The sequence below is a fragment of the Streptomyces nigrescens genome, from assembly GCF_027626975.1.
Lineage (GTDB): Bacteria > Actinomycetota > Actinomycetes > Streptomycetales > Streptomycetaceae > Streptomyces > Streptomyces nigrescens.
In genome coordinates, this window is the sequence record NZ_CP114203.1 from 9,320,286 (window position 1) to 9,345,381 (window position 25,096).

The window sequence follows — 25,096 nt, forward strand, 5'->3', positions numbered from 1 at the left end:
GCCCGAGGCCCGATTCGTCGTGCTGATCAGTCTGGGGCGGTGGTTCTCCCCGAGCCCGGAACACACGGTGACCGCCGCGCCCGGACCGCTCGGCGTTCGGTCACCGCGGCGCCCGCCTGCAGCGCATGAGCCGGCCTCCTGCTACGACAGCGTGTCCGCCACCACGGATGCCGCTTCCGCGATCAGTTTGTTGTCGAAATCGGCGTCCTTCTTGAAGCGGTTCGACATGATCGCCACGGCGATGGGGGCGCGGCCGGGGGGCCACACCACGGCGATGTCGTCGCGGGCGCCGTAGTAGGTGCCGGCTCCGGTCTTGTCGCCGACCACCCAGCCCTTGGGCATCCCGGCCCTGATGACCTCGTCTCCGGTGGTGTTGGTCCGCAGCCACTTCGTGAGCTGCTTGCGATCGCCCTTGTCGAGGACGTCCCCGAGGACGAACGCGCGCAGATCCTTGGCCAGCGTCCGCGGCGTGGTCGTGTCCCGCGTGTCGCCCGGGGTCCACTGGCTCAACTTCGGCTCGATGCGCTCCATCCGGGTGACGTCGTCACCGATCCCCTTGAGTACGCCCTCGAGGCGCTTGGGTCCGCCGAGGTCCTCAAGGAGCAGGTTGGCCGCGGTGTTGTCGCTGTAGCGGACGGCGGCGTCACACAGCTCGCTCAGGCTCATCCCGGTCGCGACGTGCTTTTCGCTCACGGGAGAGGTGGCGACCAGATCGTCCTTGGAGTACTTGATCACCCGGTCCATCGCGCTCGGGGAGTGCTTCCGCAGTACGGCACCGGCGGCCAGTGCCTTGAACGTGGAGTTGTACGAGAACCGCTCGCCGTCTTTGTAGGCCACCTCGCGCCCGGTGCCGGTGTCGACGGCGTAGACACCCAGGCGCGCGTCGTACTTGCGCTCAAGCTTCTTGAATTCGCTGGCGAACGGCTTCGCGTCCGCACCCGTCCTCGTCTTCGCGGCGGACGAGGACGGCACGTCGGACGGAGACGACGAGTCCGGGGCACCGCCTTGGCCGCAGGCTGCCAGCGGAACGAGGGCGAGTGTGGCAAGCGCACCGACAACGGCGCGCCGGGCACGGGTGTGCGGCATGATCCAAACCTCCAAGTCGCCCCGTATGCAGGGCTATAGGGGAGAGAGCGCACGGCCCATCCCGGTGAGTGGTCATCTGTACCCGGCCACCTTCACCTCTGCGCGGCTATGCGGTCCAATACACTCATGCGCTGTTTCATGCTGAACTGGCATAGAAGTGCAGGAGAGTTCAGGCCGTGAATCTCGTCGGAGCATGTCGCGCGCGTTCGTCAGCGTCAGCGAGCGCGGGAGTTCCACCGTCGGAGCGGCTGCTGCCGCCCGGATGTCCCAGTCGGTGGCCGGCCGTCGCGACTGCGCGATGCGGTGGACCTGCGGCCCGCACAGCCCGTCGCCGCGACCGACCTGACGACCGCAGCGGCAGAAGTCCTCTGCCCCTCGGCGACCTGTTGCTGTGCTCCCTCGACGGGCCGTGGGACTCGCCCTGATCTGGCGGGCCCATCGGCGAGATCACGCTCGGCCGGGAGTTCGCCCTTCTGGACACTGGATACGACGGACGCGGACGCACCGCGTAGGACTCCAGGACCATATGCCCCGGCAGTCCGTCCACCCACAGTCGGACACACTGTGCCCTGCTGACGGATTCGCCCCAACTTCCTTGTGCGCAAGGGTGAGTGCGTCCCACACGCACCGATCCGAAGGGCCATCCCCACGTGCGAAGCAGACGAATAGCCCCTGTCCTGGCGGCGAGCGCCGTCGCGGCGGCACTGGTTCCGACACTGACGCCGGCGACCGCCTCCGCCGCTGAGAACCCCTTACCGCAGCACCTCGAGCAGAGACCGGCGTGGCACCGCTGCAGCAGCGCAACCCCTGCCTCCTTTCAGTGCGCCACCATCAAGGTCCCGTTGGACTACAGCCGTCCCGGCGGCAAGAAGATCGACCTCGCGATATCGCGGATCAAGGCGAGCAGTTCTGCCGAACGCCGCGGTGTTCTGCTGGTCAATCCCGGGGGACCGGGCGGCCAGGGCCTCGATATGCCACAGGTCCTGTCGGCCGAGCTCCCCAAGTCCGTGACGAGAAAGTACGACCTCATCGGCTTCGATCCGCGGGGTGTCGGCCAGAGCTCCCCCCTCAGCTGCGGCCTGACCGCCGAGGAGGAGAACTGGCAGCGTCCCTACAAGGCCGCAACGTTCGCCAAGGACGTCAAGTGGGCCCGGACCGTCGCCGAGAAGTGCAACGCCAAGCAGGGCGACAAGCTGCGCCACATCACCACCCGCAACACCGCCCGTGACATGGACGTGATCCGGGCCGTGCTGGGCGAGAAGAAGATTTCCTACCTCGGGTACTCGTACGGCACCTATCTCGGAGCCGTCTACACGCAGTTGTTCCCGAAGCGCAGCGACCGGATCGTCCTGGACAGTGCCATCGACCCCGCACGGATCTGGCGAGGGATGATACAAGTCTGGGCGGAAGGCAGTGAGCCCGCGTTCACGAGGTGGAGCGAGTGGACCGCCCAGCGGAACGCGACCTACAAGCTGGGCAACACCCCGGACAAGGTCCGTAAGACCTTCTGGGGTCTGGTTGCCCGGGCCGACCGGAAGCCGATCGAGTTCAAGGGCGCCATGGTCAGCGGTGACGACATCCGCGCGGGGCGCGCCATGTTCTTCAGTGTGCGCGATGCCGCCGAGGAAATCGTCGAGCTGAAGAAGGCCGCCGACGGCAGGGCCCCGGACTCCAACCCTGACACCGGGACGCCCGAGCGACCTGCACCGCCGTCATTCGGCCGTGCCGTGCCCTCGGACAACGCCAGCGCCGCCTTCTGGGCAGTCGCCTGTGCCGACACCCGTGCCTGGCCGCGCGACCCCGAGCAGTACCGCCGCGACGCCATCCGGGACAAGGCCAAGTACCCCTTGTACGGCGACTTCGCGTCCCACATCAAGCCGTGCGCGTTCTGGAAGAAGAACGGCAGCGAACCCGCCACCACGATCGACAACAAGGTCGGGGTACTCACCCTGCAGAACGAGTGGGACTCCCAGACACCTCTGTCCAGTGGCCTCGGCATGCACCGGGTCATGAAGGGCTCGAGGATGGTCACGGTCGCCGGGGGCGCCGGACACGGCATCTACGGTTCCAAGTCGTGCGCCGACAAGACGGCCACCGCGTACCTGACCACGGGCAAGCTCCCCGCGAAGGACGTGACCTGCCAGGCACCCGCGGCCGCACGTGAGCGCAGCAGCGCAACCAAACTGCCGCTTCCCACGCCTCCGGGCATCCCGGGGATGCCCGGCCGCTTCTGACCCGTTCCGGACGAGGTGATGTGACGTGGGGCTTCTGCACGGGCGGAGGCCCCACGTTATGTGGAGACCGCGCAGGTGCGTCGTGACCGCCGCCTCCTGAGTGCCGACAAGGCTTGCACGGCCGTCGGCCTAGGACAGCTCGGCGAGCGGCCGGTGTGGCGTCAGTCGGCACCTTTCAGACTCTGAGAGGGCGTTTGGGGAGTCGTGCCCGTTTCTTCGCGTGGCTTGAATTAGTTGGGCCCGGCGCCCCCGCCCATTCACCGAGCCGAGGGGTGCCGGCTCCCGCGGGTGAGTAGACATGCGCGAAGTCGTGCAGATACGCCTGCCGTCGAGCCACCCAGGGAGCACTGACCATGGCAATCCAGCGACGCCAACTCCTCCGATCCGGCCTTTTTCTGGGCGCCGGAGCCGCTCTGCCCACCGCTCTCGCGAGCGCCGGACCCGCTCTCGCCGCGCCGGCCCTCGTACGGAGCGGGCGCCCCGCCCTCACCCACGGCGTACAGACCGGCGACGTCACCGCGCACGGCGGCGTCGTCTGGACCCGGGCCGACCGGCCCGCCCGGATGGCGGTCGAGGTGAGCACCCGCCCCGACTTCGCACGGTCGGTGACCATACCCGGCCCCGTCCTCACGGCCGAGACCGACTTCACGGGCAAGGTCAAACTGTCCGGGCTGCCCGCCGGCAGCGACGTCCACTACCGGGTGCGGCTCGCCGACCCCGGCGACGCCTCGCTCGTGGGCGAGCCCGCGACCGGCCGGCTGCGCACGGCGCCCACTGTCCGCGACGACGTGAGCTTCGTCTGGTCCGCCGACCTGGCGGGCCAGGGCTGGGGCATCAACCCGGACGTCGGCGGCTACCGCATCTTCCGGGCCATGGCGGAGCGCGACCCGGACTTCTTCCTGTGCAGCGGCGACTTCTGGTATGCCGACGGCGTGATCCCCGAGACCCGGACCCTCCCGGACGGCAGCGTCTGGCGCAACCTGGTGACCCCGGAGAAGTCCAAGGTCGCTGAGACCCTGGCCGAGTTCCGCGGTCAGCACAAGTACAACCTCATGGACGAGAACCTCCGCGCCTTCGCCGCGGCCGTCCCGCAGATCAACCAGTGGGACGACCACGAGGTCCTCAACAACTGGTATCCGGGCGAAGTGCTCACCGACACCCGCTACACCGAGCGGCGCGTGGACGTCCTCGCCGCCCGCGCCCGGCAGGCGCTCTTCGAGTACCTGCCGATCGAGACGGGTCCCAGCGGCGACGGCCGCGTCCACCGGGTCATGCGTTACGGGCCGCTCCTCGACGTCTTCGTACTCGACATGCGCAGCTACCGGGACGCCAACAGCGCGAACACCGGCCCCGCCACGGACAGCGGGATCCTGGGCGCGAAGCAGGTCGCATGGCTCGAACGCGAGCTGGCGGCCTCGCGGGCGACCTGGAAGGTGATCGCCGCGGACATGCCGCTGGGCCTCGTGGTGCCGGACGGCACCGCCCAGGAGGCAGTAGCGCAGGGCGACGGCGGCGCTCCGCTGGGCCGCGAAGGGGAGATCGCCCGGGTCCTGTCCTTCATCCACCGGCGGCACATCGCCAACACGGTCTGGCTCACGGCGGACGTGCACTACACCGCCGCCCACTACTACGACCCGGACAAGGCGGCCTTCCAGGACTTCACGCCGTTCTGGGAGTTCGTCTCCGGCCCGCTCAACGCCATCGTCGCCAACGAGCCCAACAAGCTCGACGGCACCTTCGGCCCCCAGGTGCGCTTCCAGGCCCTCGCCCCGGACGCGGAGCACAACAATCCGGCGTTCGGCCACCAGTACTTCGGCGAGGTCGACATCGACGGCTCGTCCAAGGTCATGACCGTACGGCTGCGCGACATCGACGGGAAGGCGCTCTACTCCGTGGCAATCGACCCGCAGCGCTGAGGAGCCCGCAGGACCAGGAAGGGCGCAGGCCGGGACACGTCGTTCGCGTCTCGGTCTTGCCCTCCCGGCGTACCTGGTAAATGTCTCAAGTGCCCGCCCAGGCGCTCAAGCAGGACGGGTGGTCCGCAGGAGTCGTGCTTACCGCCGCGCCAGTACGGACAGCCCGGGCTCGGGTCGGGCTCGCGCACTCTCTCGGCGAGGATGCCGTGCTAGACGAGCGACTTGAGCTCCGAGCGGACACCCCCGACGCATTTCGGCTGGAAGCCGAAGTCCGGGGCGCCTACCCACACCCCTCAGGCGACGACAGCGCAACTGCTCAAACTCGCGCGAAACTCCCTCTCAGACGCGTGGCGCTCGGCCACTGTTCAGCCATCGTTCGTGAGATTCGGCGGCCCACGAGTTTTGAGAACCTACAGCTCCTCATCCGACGCGGCGGACGTCCCACGCGTACCGCTCCCCACACCCGGCCAGACTGATGACCTCGACCGAGTTCCCTGGCGGTGTGTGGGACACGCCAGGCCCCCGTGACGGGACGCATAAGGCCGGGCCGCCCCCGTACGGCGATGCGCAAGCCCAACCCCACCTCCACCAGGTGGAAAGCCAGCCCAGGCTCCCCGGGCACCGTCCAGGACTGGCTGGCGCGCGTCTCGCCTCTTTGGCGAATCCGGTGTGCCGCCCGCCGGGCTGCGGCATCGTCGTCTCCAGCGCCCCGTCCGAGGGCGCGCTCGGGTGAAGGCGAAGCGGCTGGAGGGCTGCCATGGGTGAGCGTGAGTCGTGGACGACGGAGGAGTTCGGCGCCTCGCACGAGGGCGCGGTCGGTGTACTCCTGGCCGACGGCACCGTTCCGGGCCCTGTCTTCTTCCAGATGAATTCTGGTGGAGGTGGGCAGTCGGTCTCGCAGTGGAGTGTCTACGACGGCCACTTCGCGCACGTACCGCGGGCGGCCGCGCTGCGCGCGGTGTGTTCCTGCGGCTGGAACGGCACAGAGCACCGGCTGGACTGGGACGAGATCGGCGACCAGGAGCTGGCCAAGGCGGGCGCGTTAGCGGCGGATGCGTGCCTGGAGGATTGGGACGAGCACACCGTCACGGTGGAGAATTCGGCTGTACCTCTGCCGGAGACGGTCACCGGTCTGCTGGCTCAGCTGGCGGGGGAGATCGAGAGGCTGGCGAAGTCCTCACCGCTGGCGGCCGTTCGGGCGGCCCGCCGACTGGAGGTGACGGCTGCACAGGTCGGGTACTGGCCGGCCCACGATGCCCGGCGGGACGTGACCGCCGAGCAGGCCGCAGCCGCCCTCGGGCTGAACGAGGACGCGGCGCGGAAGCTGATGGCACGTCTTGGCCGTTGGAGCCCCTACCGCTGAGCTTCGGCTTGGGCGCGGCGGCGGACATGGGCAAGGCCCTTGCAAGCACGCTGAACTGCACCTTTGTGGGGAGAGCGCGGATGCCCCGCCGCCGGCGATGTGGTCCCAGGCGCGTTCCGTGATCTCGGCTCGCACCTGGGCCCGATGGCGCTCCCTCGGGTTGTTCGCACCCGTCGCCGCCATGGCCCGCTTTACCCCACCTGTCTAGCTACATCCTCAGGAGTCAGTTAGAAGCTATCGCGCACCTGTTGCTTCACTTCGCCGTAGCGTTATAACCTCTAACGAACACTTGAGCTTATATCTCACTGCGGGCGCGCGGTGTCGCTGCGCGCCCTGCCCGAACAGGCAGCCCTTACGCCCCCGACCGATAAAGGGAGAACTCCATGTCCGGCATCCGCAGCACCGGCGTCCGCGCCGCCCTGTTCACCGCCCCGCTCTTACTCGGTCTCCTCGGTACCGCTGCCGCACCCGCCGGGGCCGTCGGCTCCCACACCTCCCACCCGGACAAGTCCCTCACCTGCCGCGGGAAGGGCGTAGACCCCGACGCTCTCGTCCGCCACCGGACCGAGATCGTGATCAACGCCCCGCTGCGCACCGTCTGGAAGCTGCAGACCGACGTGGAGCGCTGGCCGTCCTGGCAGACCCCCGTCGAAACCGTGGAACGCCTCGACCATGGCCCTTTCCGCAAGGGTTCGGCATTCCGCTGGACGACCCCGATACCCCCCAACCCGTCGACTCCCGCCACCAGCCTGGACATCACCTCGACCGTCCAGCAGATCAAGCGCAACTCGTGCATCCGCTGGACCGGCCCCGCGATCGGCGAAGGACTGCGCATCGAAGGCGTCCATGTGTGGAACTTCAGCAAGGTCAAGGGCGGCGTACGTGTGAGCACCGAAGAGACCCACACCGGCGCACAGGTCGAAGCGGATGTTCCCACCGCGACCAAGCTCCTCCGCGAGGGCCTCGAAGCATGGCTGCGTGACCTGAAGTCCGCCGCCGAAGCCCGCGCCCACAACCGGCCGCACTGACCCACCAAGCGGACCCGCGCCCGCTGCGCGTCAGTCAGCGGTACAGCCGGGCCGCCGATCCGACGGTCCGAAGGAAACGGCCCAAGCCTCGATCGGGCAGTCGTCGGGCTAGTGCTCGGACAGTCGTCGGGCTGGTCAGCTACGGCACTCAGCGGCCAACTCCAGTACTCGGTCACAAAGTTCACCCGTGTGTGCTGCGCCGTAATTCGAGCATGTGATGCCATCCGGGGGATGTCCTCCTAGGACTTCCCTGGCGACCTTCTGCAGGTCCAGTGCGCCTTGTACACCAACTACCGCCAGCTCGCCCAGGGGAGAACTCCTCCCAGGCCGCCGTCCTGCGCCGCACCCTGCAGCGGCTGTCGGTACGGATCGCCACGCATCCGTACTGGGCGAGCATCCCCGGCCGGCGTCGACGGCCGGGACGGCGCTCAAGCGGCGGCTGGGCACCGGATGCTGGCCGGGAGCAGCAGTCGAGGCTCGCGAGACAGGTCGCGTGCGGCGAACCGGGCACCGCAACCGACCCGCAACCGCACCATGTGCCCATCGCATGCCTGGATGCGTGAGGCGGGCGGCGGCTAGAGCGACGGCCTCCTCGGCGGTATCGGTCGGCATAGTCGGGCTCGGTGGGAGCGCCGGGATGGTGGACACGGAACTGTCCGTCGTGCAACGGGGTCAAGGGGCGCACCAACACGTACAAGACCGTGACCTTCTCGCCGGACGGGAAAACGCTCGCCGCTTTGTCCGACGACTGCACGGGTGCGGCTGTGGGACATGGCGACCCGGGCAATATCACGCCACTGAACGCCCGTCCGCACCCGGTGCAGAATCCCGTCGATCACCTGCCGGTGGTCCCACCACCTGCCACAACGCCTGTTGCTGACCGGCAGGAACGGCCTCAGCCGTTCCCACTCCTCATCCGTGAGATCACCCCGCCCCATGCCCGGACCAACGCGCGAGACAGGCGATAGTCCGAGCCGTCTCCGCACCGGGCGGCGACCGGCCCGTCCGGAAACGCGCCGACGGCCCCACCGGATCTCGACGGAGGGCGCCGCGGTCGCCCTTGTGGGCGAGGCGTAACCGCCCCGGTTTCGTCCGACGCCGCTTCACCACCCGCTAGTGACCGGCCGTTCGGCGCGGGACGCCGGGCGGGCCGCGGCTCAGACGACCAGGACCCGGCGCCCCCGGGTGTGGCCGGCGCGGCTGTCGGTGTGCGCCGCCGCTGCCTCGGTGAGCGAGTACGACTTCTCGACCGGGATGTGGAGCCTGCCCCGCGAGATGAGGTCGACGGCCTCGGCGAGCGCGTCCGGCACGCTCCCGGCCACGCCGGAGAACCGGACGCCCAGCTGCGGCGCACCGAGGTCGGCGATGGAGACGACCTTGCGCGGGTCCCCGGTCAGCTCGACGAGTTCGCGGATCACGCCCGAGCCGGCCAGGTCGAGGGCCGCGTCGACCCGGCCCAGGTGCCGCACCCGTTCGACCCAGCCCTCGTCGTAGGTCGTGGCGAGGGCGCCCAGGCCGCGCAGGTAGTCCTGGTTCGCAGCCCCGGCCGTGCCGATCACCGTGATGCCGCGCTCGCGGGCGATCTGCAGCACCGCCGACCCGACGCCGCCGGACGCGCCGCTGACCAGCAGCGTCTGCCCGGGCCGCACGCCGACCTCGCGGATGATGCGCAGCGCGGTCTCCACCACCGACGGGTACCCGGCCGCCTCCTCGAAGGCCAGTCCCTCGGGCATCCGGGCCCAGGCTGACAGCACGGCGAATTCGGCGTACGTGTCGGCGCCTTCGCCGAACACGCGGTCGCCGACCTCGACCCCCTCGACGCCCTCGCCGACCTCATCCACCACCCCGGCGGCGTCCAGTCCGACCCCGGCGGGCAGCTCGACCGGATGGGCTCCCAGGACCTGGCCCTCCCGGATCCTCCAGTCGACGGGGTTGACACCCGCCGCCCGTACGGCGATGCGTATCCGACCGGGGCTCGCGTGGGGCTCCTCGGCTTCCACCAGTTGCAGGACCTCGGGACCGCCGAACTCGGCGAAACTAATTTTCCTCATGCCGCCGAAGATAGCCCTAACCGTTAGGGTTTCACAACGGTTATGGATTCATACCTGGTAGTGTCAGGGCATGATCGAGCCGTCCGGACGCCGCGAACGCAAGAAGGCCGCGACCCGTCAGAAGATCGCTGACGCCGCGCTGCGGCTCTTCCTGGAGCGCGGGTACGACGCCGTGGGCATCCGTGACGTGGCGGCCGAGGCCGACGTGGCCGTCACCACCGTCTTCGCCCACTTCGCCTCAAAGGAGGCCCTGGTGTTCGAGCGCGACCAGGACTTCGAGCAGCGCCTCACGAGGGCGGTAACCGACCGGCCTCCGCACGAGCCGCTCATCCCGGCGCTGCACCGCGAGGTCCAGGCCCTGGTGCGGCACTGCACGGCGGAGGGCAGCGCCCCCGTCCGACGCATGATCGAGGAGTCACCCGCCCTGCGGGAATACGAGGAGTCGATGAGCCTGCGTCACGCGCAGGCGCTGGCAGCGGCGCTGGCCGCCGATCCCCACCTGTCCCGGAGTGCGACGGCCTGCCGGGCGACCGCGCGGTTCGCCATCGACGCCTACGCGCTGGCCTGCCGGGCGGACGATCCCGGAGCCACGGTGGACGAGGTCTTCCGGATGATCACGGCGGCCTGGGAAGCCACCGCGCCCTGAGCCGGGGACGCCGGCGCGCTGCGGACGGCGCCGGGGCCGGGGCACGACACGTGCGGGTTGCCCTGGGCGGCCCGTAGCGGACCTGTTCGCCCGATCATGTGACTACCGTCGACCTGGGGCGTCGGCCTGGGGCGTCGGCTCGGGCATCGGGTGGATTGCACCCAGTTCGAGCTCGTGCTGGAGAAGATCCGCGTCCCATGTCCCGAGGCGACCGACCCCGGAAGACGCCCGGCAGCCTGGCCGCCGACAAGGCCTACAGCAACGGACCGTGCCACGACCACCCGCGCAGGCACGGCATCCGGCACACGATCCCGGAGAAGACCGACAGTCAGGCCGCCCGCCTGCGGGAGGGCTCCCCGCGGCGGGCGGCCCGCGGCAGCCCTCGTCATCTGGCTCCACACATAATCGGCCGGACAGCTCCTAGGCGGGCACGGGCACCGCGGCAGTGGGGGAGGGCAGCCGGGTGAGCCGTACGGCCCAACCCGGCCGTATCAGGCAGGGCGGAGCAGTCCTGGACCTTCACCAGCGCCCGTAGCTACGGGACGTCGTCCTCCCCAGCACGCCTCAACTGAACTTCAGAGAACACCAGTCACTTGCCGAGCCGCTTCGCCGCCGAGGCGCGCCGGGCGAACACCTTGTCCTGGGAGTCCTGCATCTCCCGGAGAGCAGCTTTCCGCTCCCGCTGTGCGAGCCGGTCCAGATACAGGTGGCCGTGCAGGTGATCGGTTTCGTGCTGCAGACACCGGGCGAAGTACCCCCTGCCCTCGATCACCAGAGGATTGCCGTCCTTGTCGACGCCCCGGACGACAGCACGGTCGAGGCGAGGGACCACGCGGTAAGGGCCGGGGACTGACAGGCAGCCTTCGGGTTCCTCCACCAGGTGACGGTCGTCGGCGGATACTTCCTCAAGAACCGGGTTGGCGATATGCCCAACGTGACGCACACCCCACTCATCCGTGATGTCCCACACGAACAACTGCAGATCCACATCCACCTGGTTGGCGGCGAGCCCAGCCCCCTCCGCTACCTGGTTGGTGGCGAACATGTCATCGATCAGCCTCGCCAGCTCCGCCGTGCCGAATTCAGTCACCTTGCGGCAACGGCGGCGCAGTATCTCCTCCCCGACCACGGTGATCCTGCGCACCGCACCACGCTCCACCTCCGGCGCGAGCCGTGGATAGGACTCGACAGGCTTGCCCTGCACACGCACCCGGCGATCCCGCACCGTGTCACCGAACCCAACAGCCATGAACCATCAATCCCTTCTACGCAGCGCCTAGCCACCGGCACCCAGCCGCCGAGAGACCTGACGGCTTGCCAAGTGCTTTGCAAAGTAGCAGGCTTTGCAAAATGAGTGATGGAAACCGTCGAGTCGAAGCCGCGGAGACCCTGCAGGACCGGGCCCGGCGGCTCCTGCCTGACCACCCCGTACGAATTGCCCTGCTCGACCTGATCGCCGAAACCGGCACCCTCACCTCCACCGAGGCTGCCGCGCGCCTCGGGCACAGTTCCGGCCTGTGCTCCTTCCATCTGCGCCAACTCGCCCGGTACGGCCTCATCGAAGAAGCGCCTCACCATGGAGGCCGGGCCCGGCCGTGGAGGCTGCGATGGGACACTCCCCAGCACACGGGCGAGGAAGAGCCGGAAGAATTCACCGCCCTCGCCCGCGGACTGGAGGACGAGAGCTACCAGCACTGGCTGGCTCACCGGGACCAGGCGCCGGCGGAGTGGCAGCAGGACGAATCCTTCAGCACCGTGCTCCACCTCACCCCGGCCGAGACAGCCGAACTCGCCACCTCCATCCGCCGCCTGCTCGCCGGCTACCGCAACCGGGGGGATCACCCCGCCACACGCTCACCGAATGCCGTGGCTGTAGCCGCAGTCACCCGACTGTTCCCGCTCCTCACCGAACATCAGCTGCCACCGCAGTCCACGCCAAGCCGCGTTGAGGGATCGACCGATTCCTGAGCAAGATCAATTAATGGCCCATCCCGAAGCCGGGGCGGCGCGGGACCAGAGCCCTTTCAAGTACGCAAAGCCACACCGAAAGATGCTGCACACCTCGGACAACTCCTCTTCAGCGGTGAGCTGGTGTGGAGGCGGCCGCGTACAGGGGCTGAGTGCGGAAGGCAGGAACCGGTTCTCGTGGAGCCGCTACCGTTGGAGGGAGCTTGCAAGCGGCTTGGAGCGATGCTGGCGCTTGCTGACCTCTTACTGAAGGTTTCGAAATGAGTCGTAGTGCACGGCTGCCTCTCACTCACCGTGCACTACAAGGTTTTTGGCGACGTCGGGTGGGGGTTGGCGGCACGAGGGCACCGTCCCGTGTCGGGTGGGGAGGCTGTGCCGCCCGGTCCTGCGCGGTGACTGGTCGTTTCGCTACTGGTTGTCGCGTGCGGCGGACCGTTTGGTGATCTTGGTCTTGATCGTCTCGCGCAGTTCGTCCGGCGTGCAGCCGAGGTTGTGCAGGATCTGCGCGGCCGGGCTCTCTTCGGTGCGGATCAGGCCCAGCAGTGCGTGTTCCGTGCCGACCCAGTCGTGGCCGAGGTCGGCCGCTGAGCGGCGTGCCTGGTCGATGGCTTCCTTGCTCTCCGGCCGGAACGCGATGTGTCCCCGCAGTGCCTTCTGTCCGGCCGGCGGCATCGCTTCCTCGATTGCGTCGCGGATGCGTTGCTCCGACCCGGTTTTCGCGATCAGTACCTCGTATGCCAGGCCCCGGGGTTCTCCGAGCAGGCCGAGCAGGAGGTGTTCGGTGCCGATGGAGTCGTGCTTGTGCGTTCGGGCGGCCTCCTGTGCCAGCACGATGCTGTGCCGGTTCAGGTTGGTGTACCGCTCGAAGGGGCCGGGTGCGTGGCGCTGCTGGGCGGCCTGCTTGGACACCCCGATGGCGTCGCCGATCTCGGTCCACGACGCGCCGGTCTGCTTGGCCTTGCTGACGTAGTGGTCGATGAGCTGGTCACCGAGGTCGGACAGGGTCTGGGCGCGCAGTCGCGCCTCGCTGATGCGGGCCAGTTCGTTGGCCTCGGGGAGTTCCTCGTCGAGTCGGGCGATCAGGTCGGCGAGGCTGATGTCGAGTGGACTCATGCGTCAATCTTAAGTTGACGATCGAGGGTCGTCAACCTGTAATTGACGATCGCCCCCGGGGCTGCTCCCGCAGTGTCGTGCGACGACCCGGCGCCGCTCGGGCCCGATCGCGACCCGCTGGACCGCTTCGGAATTGCCTTGTGGCGCTTGGGAGTTGAGGGGCGGGCCGACAAGATTCTTCGCGTGATGCCTGCCGACCTGGTGCCTGATGATCTGTGGGAACGTGGGGCGCCGTTGCTGCCCGTCCGTCCGCCGTCTCGGGCGGAACCGAGCGGATCCTCGGTGGGGGTGAATGTCATGGTCAGGTCATGGAGGGTCGTGGCGCACCGCTCCAGCAGCAACGACCCTCGCCGCTGGAGCCGCGGCGCCCGCGAGTGCAGCACCGTGGTGAATGAGAAGGGAAGGTGCGGCGCGGTCGCCCCCCGGCGGTCGGGAGGTACTGACGAGCATCGGGGCACCGGATCCTCCTACCCCGGCAGCCGGCTCCGCACGTCGTACCGGGGCCGTGGCCAGGGGATCCCCACGGCGATTTCCCGTAGCGACGCCTCGGGCCATGCTGGCCCCTGGTCGGGCCTGAAGAGCCAGTTGACCTGATGAGCCAGTTGAACGGCGTCGCCCCGTCGGTGTCGCGGGATGCCGGGCACCTCATGGCCTGACGAGGCGGTGGCGCCCGCACCGCAGGTCACCCTGAATGCCACCCGGCCCGCGGCCCGTCATGAAGTCCGCCGCGGGCCGGGCCGCCGTCATGACGTCATGCCGTCGTCGTCCCGGGCCCAGTGGGGCCAGTGCCCTGGGCAGGGATGCGGGCATCGGCCCATCCCTGCACAGCCGGCTCTGCCAGCGAGTGGACCCACCAGTCGGCCAATGCCGTCTCCCTGTCGCTGGGGCGGGGGCCGACTCCGAGTACCCGCATGCCCGCGCCTGCGGCAGCTTGGATGCCGCAGTGGGAGTCCTCGACGGCCAGCGTGTCAGCGGGGTCCACCCCACAGAGTTGGGCGGCGGTGAGGTAGACGTCCGGATGAGGTTTGGGTCTCGTGGTGTCGTTGGGTACCACAATGTGGCTGAAGCAATCCCGGAGTCCAGCCATTCCCAGGCAGGACTCGACGACTTCAAGCGGGCAGTTGCTGGCCACGGCCAGCGGGGCGAACTGCACGGTCGAATGCACCAATTCCGGCGCCCCGGGCATGGTGGTGGGGTCTGCGGCGACGAGTTCACGGAAGTGCTTGAGCAATGATTCCGTCATGTCCCCGGTCAGTTCCGGTCGCCCGGCCACATCGGCCATTAAGCGCCCGCATTCGGTGTAGTGCAGCCCTCGCGCCTTTTCCGCGAATTCGTCCGAGAGCGCGCAGCCGTAGCTGTGCAGCACCATGTCACGGGCGTCCTCCCAGTGGCGTTCGGTGTCCATCAACGTGCCGTCACAGTCGAAAACGACGGCCGCGGGGGTCCAGGAAAGGATGCTGTCTGCGGTCATTCGGGAGTCCGTTCTGATGGGGCCCGAAGGCGCCGATGCGACCGGTCGCGAGAGAGGCAGGGCAGCGTCGGTTCCACGGACGCCCGGCACCGGGCCGAGGGATTCCGGCAGGGCAGATCCCATGGAGAGGAGTTCTTCCGCTCCAGCCGGAAAATAGCGATCGTTACGTTACGGATAGCAACACAGAGAGGTCAACCAATTCACAATTGTCAATATTGTGTGCTCTACGTATAACTGAAGGTGCCGCAAGCCGTCTCTGTGCCTCCCTGGAGGATGCGGAATGCACACGTCGAGCCGTGCCGGGTGCACAGCACGCGTGCGGGTGGGGTCAGTTCGGTGAACCGGGAGGCCTTCAGGCTGCCGAAAAGGGGCCGGCTCAGCCTGCCCCGACTGCGGTACGAGGCGGCCTGGCGGGCGGCTTCCAACAGCACCATGCCAGGCACGTGATCGGTGGGATGGTCGAAGAAGAACGGGTGCAGCGGGTCGGCCGGCGAGACCAGCAGCTCGCCCTGGTCGAGAGCGAGGACCGCATCATGCGGGTGATTCACGGTCAGCTGTGCGGCCGGCGGTTGGTACCAGCCCTCCGGAGGGCGAGCCGGGACGGCATCGACCGCGCTCCTGGCGCGCAGCGCGGTGAAGCGCGCGCCGTCCAGGAATCGCACGCCCCCGCCACCTTGGCCGAAAGCCACCCCGCACGCGGCGAAGGTGACATTCAGTCGCAGTCCGACGGCGGACTCGTCCGGCGCCCGCCGTACGGCGCTGACCCGTGCCGAGCAGGTGATTTCGGTCGCTCCGGCGCGGGCCGGCAACTCGTCGGCGGGGCTGAGGTGGAAGTACAGGTCGGTGATGACCGCACGGAAGACCTCCGGAACCGCGTAGAACCGCAAGGGAATGTAGAGACCGAGCTGACGCAGTGTTTCCACCAGAATCAGCGGGCTGTGCCGCTGCGACCCGTCGCGGGGGAACGTCGCATGCGCGCGTGGCCATGACGCCGCCGCCAGGAAGACGTGCGGGGTATCGGTCGGCCGTACATCCGTAAGGAGGACCTCTGCCACCGAGGTCCGGTGCACCAGCTCCCGCTCGACGGTACGGGACCAGCTGAGCGGCTCACTCTTTCCGACGGACCTGACCGTTGAGGTGCTCATACGACCAGGGAATACCGAAATTCGAACATGCGCACCCTTGAATTCCGGGGCGCGGGGAGCGGTAGGTTGCCTTCCGGCGGAACGGGAACAACGTTTGAGGTGTACGTGCAGATCCGGGCGGAAACGACGCGCAGGTTCCTTCTTGAGGCGGCGGCAACCTTGTTCGACGAGAAAGGGTACGCCGGTACCAGTATCAGCGACATCAGTGCGCATTCCGGTCGCACCAGCGGGGCCATCTATTTCCACTACGCCAGCAAGGAGAAGCTCGCCCTCGCCATCGTCGAGGAACATTTCGCCACGTGGCCGCATTTGATCAGCCGCTACCGGCAGCCCGGCCTGCCGGCCTTGGAGAAACTCGTCGGGCTGAGCTTCGAGGTGGCACGCGCCTTTCGAGACGACATCGTCGTCCGGGCCGGAGCACGCCTTTGGGCCGAACGCAAAGCCATCAACGCCCAGCTCCCTGCACCGTTCCTCGGCTGGATCGAAGCCGTTACACAGCTACTCGAAGAAGCCGCCCGTAACGGTGAACTCGCTGCCGATGTGCCACCTGCCGCCACCGCCCACGGCATCGTCTGCTCCTTCTTCGGTCTGCACACCGTCTCCGATGCACTGGAGGGACGCCGGCACATCGAGGAGCACCTGCATGACCTGTGGACTCTGCTGCTCCGCGGCCTCCAGGCCGAGCCTGATCCCGCCGGTCTGCTCGGTCGCGTGCGCTGAGCGGCGCGCGACGCCCACCGATCTTGCAGACGCTGAGGAAGGCCGCAGTCTGCAGCTGCGCCTGTTCCAGTGGACCGGGCCGCGGGGATCGTCGGGGAGCGGCGTGGCCGTGCAGCCGGGCGTGCAGCGCGGGGTGCCCGGTGAGAGTGCCCGTGCTGCGGCGGTCCTTTGTGCGGTCCCATGGGGTCGTCCCGCGTCCGCCCCGGCCTCGGCCTGGCCGCTGGCGTGCGGTGTCGAGGTGGTCGACGGACGAGGACGGCACGGGCGGCTTTGTAGGTGAGAGTGAGGTTCTGTCACAGATCACGGGGAGTGGTCACGGCGGGCGATACCGCTGTTCGAATCGAGGTAGGGCACAGGCTATGGCGGTTCGCCGCCGTGCCCGCGTCCCGGACCGTCTTGGCTCAGCCCAGGGCGTCCATCAGGGCGGTGACATAGGCATCCAGCCGCTCCTCCACGGCTCGCGTCGTCAGCTCTGCCCTCCCTGCTTCCCGCCACGGCTGCGCCACCAACTGCACTTCTTCCGAGAACGCCAGCCCGTCCCGCACCTGCCAGTACAGCCGCTCGCTCGCGGCCGCGGCCAGCACCCCGCCGGCCTCCTCATACGCCTCAGCGAACCGCAGACCCCACGCCGGGCCGTGCAGCAGCGCGAGATTGGTCGAGCAGTGCGCCACATCGAGATCCGCCGGGCCCCAAGAGGTCGCTGCCCAGTCGACGACGCCGGTGATCCGGGGACCTGCCGACTCTGGGGGCGACACGTCGAACAGCACGTTGCCGGGTTGGAAGTCCCGGTGCAGGAATCGCCCTTCATAACGCGGCGCGGGCCTGCGGATCACGTCGATCGCCGCGGCCCATGCCGCCGCGTCGGCGCCCTTCGGAGTCACGACGGTGTCGGCGGTCGTCCACGCCACATACTCCCGGGGCCGCTCGGCGGGTCGCAACGCGTGGATCGCAACGAGTTGACGGGCCAGCAGAGGAACGCGCGTCTCCAATCCCTCATCGTCGAGGACCGTCCGCCCCGCCAGATGTGTCATAAGGAGCGATGGATACTCGCAATGCGCGGCGGCCGGATCAACCGCGACCAGTCCAGGAGCCGGCACGCCGGTCCCCGTGAGCAGGGTCAGGGCACCGGCCTCCCTGTTCAGCCAGTCCTCGGCATGCTCCACGTTGACGAAGGTCCGCAGTACCAGGTCACGGGTGCCTCCGTCCGGTCTGCCGATGGTCAGCCGCCGCATTTCGGCGGTGATGCCGCCGTGCAGCACCTCGGTTCTGACGATCCGTTCGCCGACCTCCAGGTGCCGGCTCACCCAAGCCAGTGTCAACGGCCGGACAGCCGCCGCCTCGTCGTGGTTGGTCACCGTGCCACTCCATCATCCGGACGACGGCACGCGCAAAGCCTTTCGTTGGAGGCGATGGCAACCCTGCTCTATTCCTCGTGTCCGTTCAACGGCACGTCTCGCAGCTGCTGCAGCCACCGTTCAGGCACCCGCATCGAGCCGTGGCCACAGCCTGGATAGACCCCGTCAGCGGGCACAGGCAGTGATCGCCAGGAGCCGTCACAGGCGGTGGCGAAGTAACTGCGAGCGGGGGGAATGCACAGGGCACGGCCTCATCGCCGACATCACCGAGGAGAATGACTGAGCGCCCCGATCGGCCCCGAGGACCTCACGCGCGAAGTCCCCCTGGAGGTCGAGCCAGTCTCGATTGAAAGCGGGGCAGCCTGGCCGGGCTGTGTGTTGACCGTCGTGGCGCATGCTGGCTCCGGCGTCCGACGCCAGGCTCTTCATGGTCGACGAACTGCTTCTGGACCTCGCGCACAGAGCACGAGGCCGTGTGCGGCGCAGCGTCATGACGACGAAGTCCCCTCCGAACAGGGCGCCCCCGAGGGCGCGGAGGCCGTCGAGGTGGCGCCAGTGAGGCGCCCGACGGGCCGCTGATGAGGCCCGTCGGGCGAGGTTCCTTTGTCGTCGAGCACATGAGCTCTCAGGAAAGCGTTGGCCTAGCGCCATGCGGTACGAAGAACGGGATCGATCTCTGCCAGGACCTCGTGCAATTGACGAGCCCCCAGTGCAACACGGTTGTCGGTGTCTTGCGACATCTCCTCACACAGCCGTATCGCATTGTCCCGGTCGCTGGTGAAGATGCTGAATACATCGACGATTGCGGTGTGGATCCAATCGCTGTGATTCGAGTTGGCGACTGCCAGTGCGGACGCGACTATTGTCAGCCCGACTCTGTCCTTTCGCCGAAGCAATGCTTCCGTGGTCCGCCGGGTGACAAAGGTGTCACCTGAGTCGAGCACAAGCTCCAGCAGCGGCCCGAGGGCCTCCTGCATCTCGGCGAACGCTGCCAGGCCGTGACCGGCGTCCGCCCGGTCACGGTAGTCATGACTTCGCCCGAGCTCGCCTAGTGCCACGACAGCTGCATGCCGCAGGTCAGTGTCCATGTGGTTGCCTCCCTCCCACGACTCCGGTCAATTTACCGTCGAGGCACCTTATTAGGAGATCGCCAGGACGCGGTCCAAGGGCACGGTGCCTGTGTGGCCGGCGGCCTGACGGCCGTATCAGGACGTCCCTATGCGTGGACGACGGCCTTTCGCCAGCCCGAGGCGATCTACTGCCTAAAACACATTCAAACACCTCTGTCAGAATAAAAAGCTCTTGAAGAAACAGTTTCCTTTGGTACCGGTGATGGCTTCTGGATCCTCTGCCAGCGTTCGGTGCCGACCACGACGGGCAAGCTCCCCGCCGGGCGGTGGGGCGGGTGATCGCAGGGCGCCGGCCGCGACCACATCGGGCACAAGCAGCGATTGAGGGCCGCACCCCGGGCTGGGGTGCGGCCCTCGGCGCATGTGGTTACGAGGTCCAGCCGCCGTACGGCACGGTGATCAGCTCCATGGCATGGCCCGCCGGGTCCATGAAGTACACCCCGCGGCCGCCGTCGTTGTGGTTGATCGCGCCGGGCTGTTGCCGGTGCGGGTCGGCGTAGTGCTCGATGCCGCACTCGCTGATCCGCGCGTACGCCGCGTCGAACTCCTCCTCGGAGACCAGGAAGGCGTAGTGCTGCATGGCGATGTGGTCCGCGGGGATCGTGGCGAAGTCCAGCGTGACGCCGTTGCTCAGCCCGACCGCGATGAACGGGCCCCACTCCGCAGTGATCTCAAGGCCCAGCAGGTCCGCGAAGAACTGGGCGGACTCCCGGTTGTCCCGGGCGTGGACGATCGTGTGGTTCAACTCAACTGACAAGGAATGCCTCCGAAGGCATCTCCCGACACCTCCATGCCTCACCCAGCCGGTGACCGACACGCGATGTCCCGGTAGATCCTAGCCGCTGTTGTCTACGAAGAAGTGCGTCGGCGGTAGTTGATGAGAGCTGCGGCTGTACCGACGAAGGCGAGGAAGTGCGCGGCCTGGCGTTCGAGGACGTGCGCGGCCTGGCGTTTGCAGCGGCGATGCAGGCGCCGGCATCCGGCCAGCCAGGAGAGCGTCCTCTCGACGAACCAGCGGTGGCGGCCCGGTCGTGTGGAGGGCTCGGTGCCCCTTACGGGCAATGCGGTGGCGGATGGGGCAATGAGGTGGCGGATGCCCTTCTTACGGAGCCACTGCCCAGGTGGTCATAGTTGTAGCCCTTGTCCGTATGGAGCTTGACTGGGCGCCGACGACGCGGGTCGCGTCGGGGAGCGGACGGGCGGGACCCCCGCGCCAGTGGCTTCAGGCGGAGGCTGTCGTGCATGTTGGCACCGGAGATGCCCAGTGACAGGGGCAATCCATTCCGGTCCGTGATCAGGTGGATTTTCGATCCGCTCTTGCCGCGGTCGGTCGGACTCGGTCCGGTCAGTGGCCCCACCGTGTTCGCGCCTAGGGCGTGTATCAAATGTGCTGGTCGCCGACGTGACACCGGCGGCGAGCGATCCAAAATCACGTGCAACCTGCGCCCAGTCATGCTGGGATCATTCGTTGTGAATGTCCATTTCCTCATTGACGCCGACTTGACGGACAGGATGGAGCAGAATCTGGCGGAACATGCCTGTCATCTGCATCGGAGCATGAGCGCTGCGACCGTTACAGAGACTGATGACCTCCTGGTCGCCGACAGCAGCCTGGACGACGACACTTTCAACATCGTTGCCGCGGCCCGCTTCACCGCCACCACCGCCACGGCACGTATCACCGAGACCGCCCGGACACTGGCTCGCACCGGCCGCCGCTTCTCCTGGTGGGTGGGGCCCGCCTCAAGGCCACCGGACCTCACCGCCCTCCTGACGGCGGCTGGTCTGCCAGCATCCGAACAGGAGACGGCGATGTGGGCCGAGCTGGACGACACACTGCCGCTGCCCGCCGCCGCAGGGCTGGACATCCAGACGGTGGCCACGCCCGAACAGCTCGCCGACTACGCCGCGGTTCTCGCCGCGAACTGGACCCCGCCCGCTGACACAGTCCGCCGCTTCTTCGCCGAGGCAGGCCCGCAGGCCCTGGCCGCATGCTGCCCGGCCCGGTACCTGGTCGGCTACGTGGACGGCCGTCCGGTCTGCTCGGCCGAAGTGTTTCATCACGCGGAGGTTGCCGGGATCTACAACATCTGCACCCTGGCCGCCCACCGCCGACGCGGCTACGGCGGTGCCATCACACTCGCCGCACTCCACACGGCCCGCGACCGAAACCACCACATCGCGGTCTTGCAGGCGTCCACCGACGGCGAGCCCGTCTACCGCCGACTGGGATTCCGCTCCTGCGGCCAGTTCACCGAACACACCATCAACCCCTGAACACCGCGAACTCCCCAAGCCAGCAGCCCACTTTCACAACGATCCTGGTCACAGTCACTCGTTGATGGCCGCGACCAGAACAGTCGCTTCGTAGCGGACCGCGAGCTTGTCATACCTCGTGGCAACCTCCCGGTTGAAGCCTGGTGGCCGGCCGCCGGGGCGCCCACGATGGTGCCCGGTGCCGGTGCTGGTCGGTTTTCTCGGGGATCGTGTGCGCGATGTCGCGATGTCGCGTCGCCGCTGGTAACCGCGGAAGCCGCGACCGCGGGAGCTGTAAGCCTTGTCCGCGATCACGTGGTCAGGTCGGCGGCGTGGCCGGCCCGGTCCGGTGGCGTGGCCTCTCCGTTCTGCCGCGGATGCGCGGGGTGGCGTCCAGGACCTGAAGACGCTCCACCCAGCCAAGACGGGCACCCAACTCTGGGCGATGACCGGTGTCTCGCCGATGCTCGGCGAGAACGACGACCACAGATCTACAACCAGGCCGCCGCCCTTCGCCAAGCAGCACCACCTCGGCATGCTGGCCTTCTGGGAGGAGAACCGGGACGCCAATGCCCGCTCCGGCGCGCTGTTCAAGCGCACCAACATCCCGCTGGCGCCGTACGAGTTCTCGAAGGCTTCTCGCAGTAACGATCGGCTGGCATCGGTCAGCTCACCTGCGATGGGCGCCCTCAGCGCTCAGCTGTCAGCGCAGGGCGACCGCCGCGCCCGTTCGTTCGGTGGCGATCCTGACGGCGAAGCCCGCCAGCGCGGTGCCCATCGCATACCGGTGCAGGCGCTGCCAGAGCGGATGCCGGGCGAAGAACCCGGCGACGGATCCGGCCGTCACGATGAAGAACGCGTTGCCCACGACCCCCACCGCGATCTGGGTCAGCCCCAACAGCAGCCCCTGCAGGCCGACATGGCCGCGTTCCGGGTCGACGAACTGCGGCAGCAGCGAGATGTAGAGGATGGCAACCTTGGGATTGAGCAGGCAGGTGAGGAAACCCATCAGGAAGAGCTTGCGGGCCCCGTCCTGCGTCAGCTCCTGGGGCGCGAGAGCGGATCGGCCGCCCGGCCGGACGGCCTTCCAGGCCAGCCAGAGCAGGTAGCCTGCCCCGGCCAGCTTGATCGCCAGGTAGATCTCCGGCACCAGCGCGAAGACGGTGGCGATACCGGCGGACACCGCGAAGAGGTAGACCAGGAAGCCGAGGAAGACCCCGGCCAGTGAGATCAGCCCCGCCCGGCGGCCTTGGGCGATCGAGCGGGAGACCAGGTAGATCATGTTCGGCCCCGGCGTCAACACCATGCCGAGCTCCACCACCGCGATCCCCGCTATTGCTCCCAGCCCGATCACAGCACAGCCTCCGTACGCGCGTTCCTCAGGCGCAACCTAGCAGCCCACGGCCGTGTGCGGCTCAGTGCGCCGGGCCGAGACAGCTGTCACCTCTTGCCACACTGACTGTGACCAAGTTCGAGACCGGCGAAGTCGCGGCACGACTTGACCCTCCCGCAGTGGAAGACATTGCAATGGGAACACCGGCTGCGAGGAGAAGGTGCCCATGTCCGCTCCTTCCGCCGCTCGTTGAGGAGGTCGTGGGGAAGGGGGCCGCCGTGGCTCGTGTCGGACGACCTGTGGGGCCGGGGTGAGTCGTTGCTGCTGGTGCGGGAGCAGCGGCTTCGCAAGCTCGGCCGTCCACCACTCGATGACCGGGGATGTCTGCAAGGGATCCTCTTCGTGCTGCACACGGGGGTCCAGCAGTCCGGGTCGTCGAGTTCCTCGGTGTGCCGATACGCAGATCCTGTCGGGCTACTGCTCACCAGTAGTACGGCGCTGCACTCATGAGTTGGTGAGGAACCGAGTCCAAAGGAGCAAGAAGGATGCCCGGCCGTACATAGCTCTCTTGAGGTTCTTCACGCGGTTGACGCGGCCTTCGACGACGCTGAGCTCCAGTGCACGGTGAGTCCGGCGGTGACGGCTTCGTAAGTCCCCTCGGAGGAAGCCGGCGAATCTGCTGATGGGCTTCGGAGCGTCTTGCTCGGCTTGGCGGATCCAGTGGGTCAGTACGAAGCCCGGTCCGTGCCGGAGCAGTTCGGCGAAGGCTCGGGCGAGGTCGCAGGCGCTGGCGATGTCCGGGCAGGCGATCCGCACGTCGAGTGGGCGGCGCGCCGAGATGGGCAACTGCGTCGACTAGGCGTGCATCTGCTTGGAAGGCCGTCAAGAATCACCGGGGTTTGGTCCGCAAGCGTCGGGGGCTCTACGGGTAGGCGGAGGCCCGGCGGATCGCCGGCTCGGCTCGTCCGCGGCCGTCGTCACAGGCTCAGTAGCAGGTCCCGGACTGCTGCAGGCCGGGACAGGAACGGGTGGTGGCCGGCGTCGAGCTCGACGACGCTGCCGGCCCGGCGGGCGAACTCGCGCTGCAGGCGCGGCGGGGTGCCCCGGTCCTGAGCGCAGACGAGGTACGTCGAGGGCACCTGCTGCCATGCGGCCGCCCCGACCGGCTGCCCGGTCACCTGCAGGCTCTGCCGGGCGAGGTGGTCCGCCGCCTGCGCCTGGACCTCGCAGTCGCAGTCCTGCAGGAACGTGTCCACGAGCAGCTCGGGGCGGACCCCGAACGTGCTGGCGTCGGGGTCGACGTCGAGGAACGGGGCGGGGCTGCCGTCCCCGAACTCCGACAGGCTCTGCCCGACCTCGGGCAGGTAGCTGGAGACCAGCAGCAGGTGGCGCACCGACCCGATTCCCGCGGCGGCCTCCGCGGTGATGATGCCGCCGTAGCTGTGGGCGACGACGACGGTCGGCTCGTCGCCGGCCTGCAGCACCTGCCGCACCGCGGCAACATCCTCGGGCAGCCCCGGACCGCCGACGCCGCCGGGCAGGCCCGCCTCGCCGCAGCTCGGCAGCGCCGGGGCTACGCTCGGCACCCCCCGCTCCTGCAGCAGCTCGGCGGTGCGGTGCCACCACCACGACCCGTCTCGCACGCACGCTCCGTGCACGAACACGACTCTCATCGCCACCTCCAAGTCGGCCTCGACTGCTCCCAGGCCGGCGTTCCGATCGTCATGGCCCGGGTCTCGTGTTGTCAGCTTCTCCTTTGATGGAAGCTCGGTCACGCCGGTCGAGCAAGATGTGGTCGATGGCCCCGGTCGATCGCTGTCGGCCCTGATGACGGCCTTGACGCTGCCGGGCAGCGGGTCGAGGGCCCGCCGATGGTCAGTTGCCCTGTGGAGGTGAGGGTGAGGGAGTGGCAGCGGCAGAGGAGTGGTAGTACGCGGGCTGTTCTGTTCATGAGGTGGGTACGTGACCGTCTCACGGTGCTGATGCCGACGGAGTTTGCCGCGATGCTCGCGTGCATGGACGGCACCATCGCGGAGGGAACCGAAGGCCACACCACCGACGCCGTTCAGCGCTTCACCGGCCGCTCGCTCACCGCACAGCTTCCGCCTTTCGCCGAACGCGAGATGACACGAAGCAGCTGACGCTCAGCCCCCGGCGCCGGTCTCCCGGGCCTGCTCGCCGCCGGGCACGGTTGTCAGTGCCCTGCGGCCCCTCGCGTACCCGTCCACGGCGCGGCACCTACCCCGGGCGCGCGATGGTGGACGAGCGAGCGGAAACGGCC

At 68.3% G+C, this 25,096-nt stretch carries 20 protein-coding genes and 2 pseudogenes; 9 read left to right on the forward strand and 13 right to left on the reverse strand.

The genetic code is table 11. The annotated features are described in order from the left end of the window. Window positions 1–141: 141 nt before the first annotated feature. Window positions 142–1,086, reverse strand: coding sequence for a class A beta-lactamase (gene bla / locus STRNI_RS40270; RefSeq protein WP_274732735.1), 945 nt, complete (start codon window positions 1,084–1,086; stop codon window positions 142–144). A 650-nt stretch (window positions 1,087–1,736) separates the two neighbouring features. Between bla and STRNI_RS40275 the strand changes: the two genes are divergently transcribed. The 4 genes from STRNI_RS40275 (at window position 1,737) to STRNI_RS40295 (ending at window position 7,627) form a co-directional block, all read left to right on the forward strand. Continuing rightward, complete coding sequence (locus STRNI_RS40275) at window positions 1,737–3,320, forward strand: alpha/beta hydrolase (protein ID WP_266437843.1); 1,584 nt, start codon at window positions 1,737–1,739, stop codon at window positions 3,318–3,320. Window positions 3,321–3,673: 353 nt separating this feature from the next. Next, the gene (locus tag STRNI_RS40280) at window positions 3,674–5,236 is read left to right on the forward strand and encodes an alkaline phosphatase D family protein (RefSeq protein WP_277413106.1); all 1,563 of its coding nucleotides are present in this window, start codon (window positions 3,674–3,676) and stop codon (window positions 5,234–5,236) included. A 757-nt stretch (window positions 5,237–5,993) separates the two neighbouring features. Continuing rightward, window positions 5,994–6,599, forward strand: a complete 606-nt coding sequence (locus STRNI_RS40285) for a hypothetical protein (RefSeq protein WP_277413107.1) — start codon at window positions 5,994–5,996, stop codon at window positions 6,597–6,599. Between the two features lie 383 nt (window positions 6,600–6,982). Further along, entirely contained in the window at window positions 6,983–7,627 is a 645-nt protein-coding gene (locus STRNI_RS40295) for an SRPBCC family protein (protein WP_277413108.1), read from the forward strand. 785 nt (window positions 7,628–8,412) lie between these two features. On the opposite strand, the pseudogene STRNI_RS40300 reads toward STRNI_RS40295, so the two are convergent. Next, window positions 8,413–8,565: pseudogene (locus tag STRNI_RS40300) on the reverse strand (transposase); the annotation flags it as partial. Window positions 8,566–8,784: 219 nt separating this feature from the next. After that, the gene (locus STRNI_RS40305; RefSeq protein ID WP_277413109.1) at window positions 8,785–9,678 is read right to left on the reverse strand and encodes an NADP-dependent oxidoreductase; all 894 of its coding nucleotides are present in this window, start codon (window positions 9,676–9,678) and stop codon (window positions 8,785–8,787) included. A gap of 70 nt (window positions 9,679–9,748) precedes the next feature. Between STRNI_RS40305 and STRNI_RS40310 the strand changes: the two genes are divergently transcribed. Then, window positions 9,749–10,324 carry a TetR/AcrR family transcriptional regulator gene (locus tag STRNI_RS40310; protein WP_277413110.1) on the forward strand — a complete coding sequence of 192 codons (576 nt, stop codon included), beginning with the start codon at window positions 9,749–9,751 and terminating at the stop codon, window positions 10,322–10,324. Between the two features lie 589 nt (window positions 10,325–10,913). Here the strand turns inward: STRNI_RS40310 and def are convergent. Then, window positions 10,914–11,573 (reverse strand): peptide deformylase, encoded by a 660-nt coding sequence (gene def / locus STRNI_RS40315; RefSeq protein WP_277413111.1) that lies wholly within the window; start codon window positions 11,571–11,573, stop codon window positions 10,914–10,916. Window positions 11,574–11,674: 101 nt separating this feature from the next. Here def and STRNI_RS40320 point away from each other — a divergent pair, with 101 nt between their 5' ends. Beyond that, window positions 11,675–12,292 carry an ArsR/SmtB family transcription factor gene (locus STRNI_RS40320; protein ID WP_277413112.1) on the forward strand — a complete coding sequence of 206 codons (618 nt, stop codon included), beginning with the start codon at window positions 11,675–11,677 and terminating at the stop codon, window positions 12,290–12,292. Between the two features lie 408 nt (window positions 12,293–12,700). Here STRNI_RS40320 and STRNI_RS40325 read toward each other — a convergent pair whose 3' ends face one another. From STRNI_RS40325 to STRNI_RS40335, 3 genes are all read right to left on the reverse strand, one after another. After that, window positions 12,701–13,405, reverse strand: a complete 705-nt coding sequence (locus tag STRNI_RS40325; RefSeq protein WP_277413113.1) for a Clp protease N-terminal domain-containing protein — start codon at window positions 13,403–13,405, stop codon at window positions 12,701–12,703. 751 nt (window positions 13,406–14,156) lie between these two features. Beyond that, a complete protein-coding gene (locus STRNI_RS40330) occupies window positions 14,157–14,876 on the reverse strand; it encodes an HAD family hydrolase (protein ID WP_159492005.1) in 720 nt (239 codons plus the stop codon). A gap of 224 nt (window positions 14,877–15,100) precedes the next feature. Further along, window positions 15,101–16,021, reverse strand: coding sequence for a ScbA/BarX family gamma-butyrolactone biosynthesis protein (locus tag STRNI_RS40335; RefSeq protein ID WP_277413114.1), 921 nt, complete (start codon window positions 16,019–16,021; stop codon window positions 15,101–15,103). 105 nt (window positions 16,022–16,126) lie between these two features. Here STRNI_RS40335 and STRNI_RS40340 point away from each other — a divergent pair, with 105 nt between their 5' ends. Beyond that, window positions 16,127–16,741 (forward strand): ScbR family autoregulator-binding transcription factor, encoded by a 615-nt coding sequence (locus tag STRNI_RS40340; RefSeq protein WP_371874954.1) that lies wholly within the window; start codon window positions 16,127–16,129, stop codon window positions 16,739–16,741. Window positions 16,742–17,142: 401 nt separating this feature from the next. Here STRNI_RS40340 and STRNI_RS40345 read toward each other — a convergent pair whose 3' ends face one another. The 4 genes and pseudogenes from STRNI_RS40345 to STRNI_RS40360 all read right to left on the reverse strand — a co-directional run. Beyond that, a complete protein-coding gene (locus tag STRNI_RS40345) occupies window positions 17,143–18,096 on the reverse strand; it encodes a phosphotransferase family protein (protein WP_277413115.1) in 954 nt (317 codons plus the stop codon). A 641-nt stretch (window positions 18,097–18,737) separates the two neighbouring features. Then, complete coding sequence (locus STRNI_RS40350; protein ID WP_277413116.1) at window positions 18,738–19,184, reverse strand: hypothetical protein; 447 nt, start codon at window positions 19,182–19,184, stop codon at window positions 18,738–18,740. 409 nt (window positions 19,185–19,593) lie between these two features. Beyond that, window positions 19,594–19,983 (reverse strand): VOC family protein, encoded by a 390-nt coding sequence (locus STRNI_RS40355; RefSeq protein ID WP_109886583.1) that lies wholly within the window; start codon window positions 19,981–19,983, stop codon window positions 19,594–19,596. A gap of 92 nt (window positions 19,984–20,075) precedes the next feature. After that, window positions 20,076–20,581: pseudogene (locus STRNI_RS40360) on the reverse strand (transposase); the annotation flags it as partial. 157 nt (window positions 20,582–20,738) lie between these two features. Here STRNI_RS40360 and STRNI_RS40365 point away from each other — a divergent pair. After that, on the forward strand, window positions 20,739–21,503 hold the full coding sequence (locus tag STRNI_RS40365; protein ID WP_277413117.1) for a GNAT family N-acetyltransferase: 765 nt from the start codon (window positions 20,739–20,741) through the stop codon (window positions 21,501–21,503). A gap of 682 nt (window positions 21,504–22,185) precedes the next feature. On the opposite strand, the gene STRNI_RS40375 is transcribed toward STRNI_RS40365, so the two are convergent. Further along, on the reverse strand, window positions 22,186–22,836 hold the full coding sequence (locus STRNI_RS40375) for a LysE family translocator (protein WP_148588087.1): 651 nt from the start codon (window positions 22,834–22,836) through the stop codon (window positions 22,186–22,188). Between the two features lie 956 nt (window positions 22,837–23,792). Continuing rightward, window positions 23,793–24,488, reverse strand: coding sequence for an alpha/beta fold hydrolase (locus STRNI_RS40380; RefSeq protein ID WP_274732717.1), 696 nt, complete (start codon window positions 24,486–24,488; stop codon window positions 23,793–23,795). Window positions 24,489–24,791: 303 nt separating this feature from the next. Here STRNI_RS40380 and STRNI_RS40385 point away from each other — a divergent pair, with 303 nt between their 5' ends. Further along, window positions 24,792–24,956 (forward strand): hypothetical protein, encoded by a 165-nt coding sequence (locus STRNI_RS40385; RefSeq protein ID WP_174876500.1) that lies wholly within the window; start codon window positions 24,792–24,794, stop codon window positions 24,954–24,956. Window positions 24,957–25,096: the final 140 nt, after the last annotated feature.

Coding starts and splice junctions, on each gene's coding strand:
- bla (WP_274732735.1), bottom strand. CDS start 1,086: ATGCCGCACACCCGTGCCCGGCGCGCCGTTGTCGGTGCGCTTGCCACA.
- STRNI_RS40280 (WP_277413106.1), top strand. CDS start 3,674: ATGGCAATCCAGCGACGCCAACTCCTCCGATCCGGCCTTTTTCTGGGC.
- STRNI_RS40285 (WP_277413107.1), top strand. CDS start 5,994: ATGGGTGAGCGTGAGTCGTGGACGACGGAGGAGTTCGGCGCCTCGCAC.
- STRNI_RS40295 (WP_277413108.1), top strand. CDS start 6,983: ATGTCCGGCATCCGCAGCACCGGCGTCCGCGCCGCCCTGTTCACCGCC.
- STRNI_RS40305 (WP_277413109.1), bottom strand. CDS start 9,678: ATGAGGAAAATTAGTTTCGCCGAGTTCGGCGGTCCCGAGGTCCTGCAA.
- STRNI_RS40310 (WP_277413110.1), top strand. CDS start 9,749: ATGATCGAGCCGTCCGGACGCCGCGAACGCAAGAAGGCCGCGACCCGT.
- def (WP_277413111.1), bottom strand. CDS start 11,573: ATGGCTGTTGGGTTCGGTGACACGGTGCGGGATCGCCGGGTGCGTGTG.
- STRNI_RS40320 (WP_277413112.1), top strand. CDS start 11,675: ATGAGTGATGGAAACCGTCGAGTCGAAGCCGCGGAGACCCTGCAGGAC.
- STRNI_RS40325 (WP_277413113.1), bottom strand. CDS start 13,405: ATGAGTCCACTCGACATCAGCCTCGCCGACCTGATCGCCCGACTCGAC.
- STRNI_RS40330 (WP_159492005.1), bottom strand. CDS start 14,876: ATGACCGCAGACAGCATCCTTTCCTGGACCCCCGCGGCCGTCGTTTTC.
- STRNI_RS40335 (WP_277413114.1), bottom strand. CDS start 16,021: ATGAGCACCTCAACGGTCAGGTCCGTCGGAAAGAGTGAGCCGCTCAGC.
- STRNI_RS40350 (WP_277413116.1), bottom strand. CDS start 19,184: ATGGACACTGACCTGCGGCATGCAGCTGTCGTGGCACTAGGCGAGCTC.
- STRNI_RS40365 (WP_277413117.1), top strand. CDS start 20,739: ATGGAGCAGAATCTGGCGGAACATGCCTGTCATCTGCATCGGAGCATG.
- STRNI_RS40380 (WP_274732717.1), bottom strand. CDS start 24,488: ATGAGAGTCGTGTTCGTGCACGGAGCGTGCGTGCGAGACGGGTCGTGG.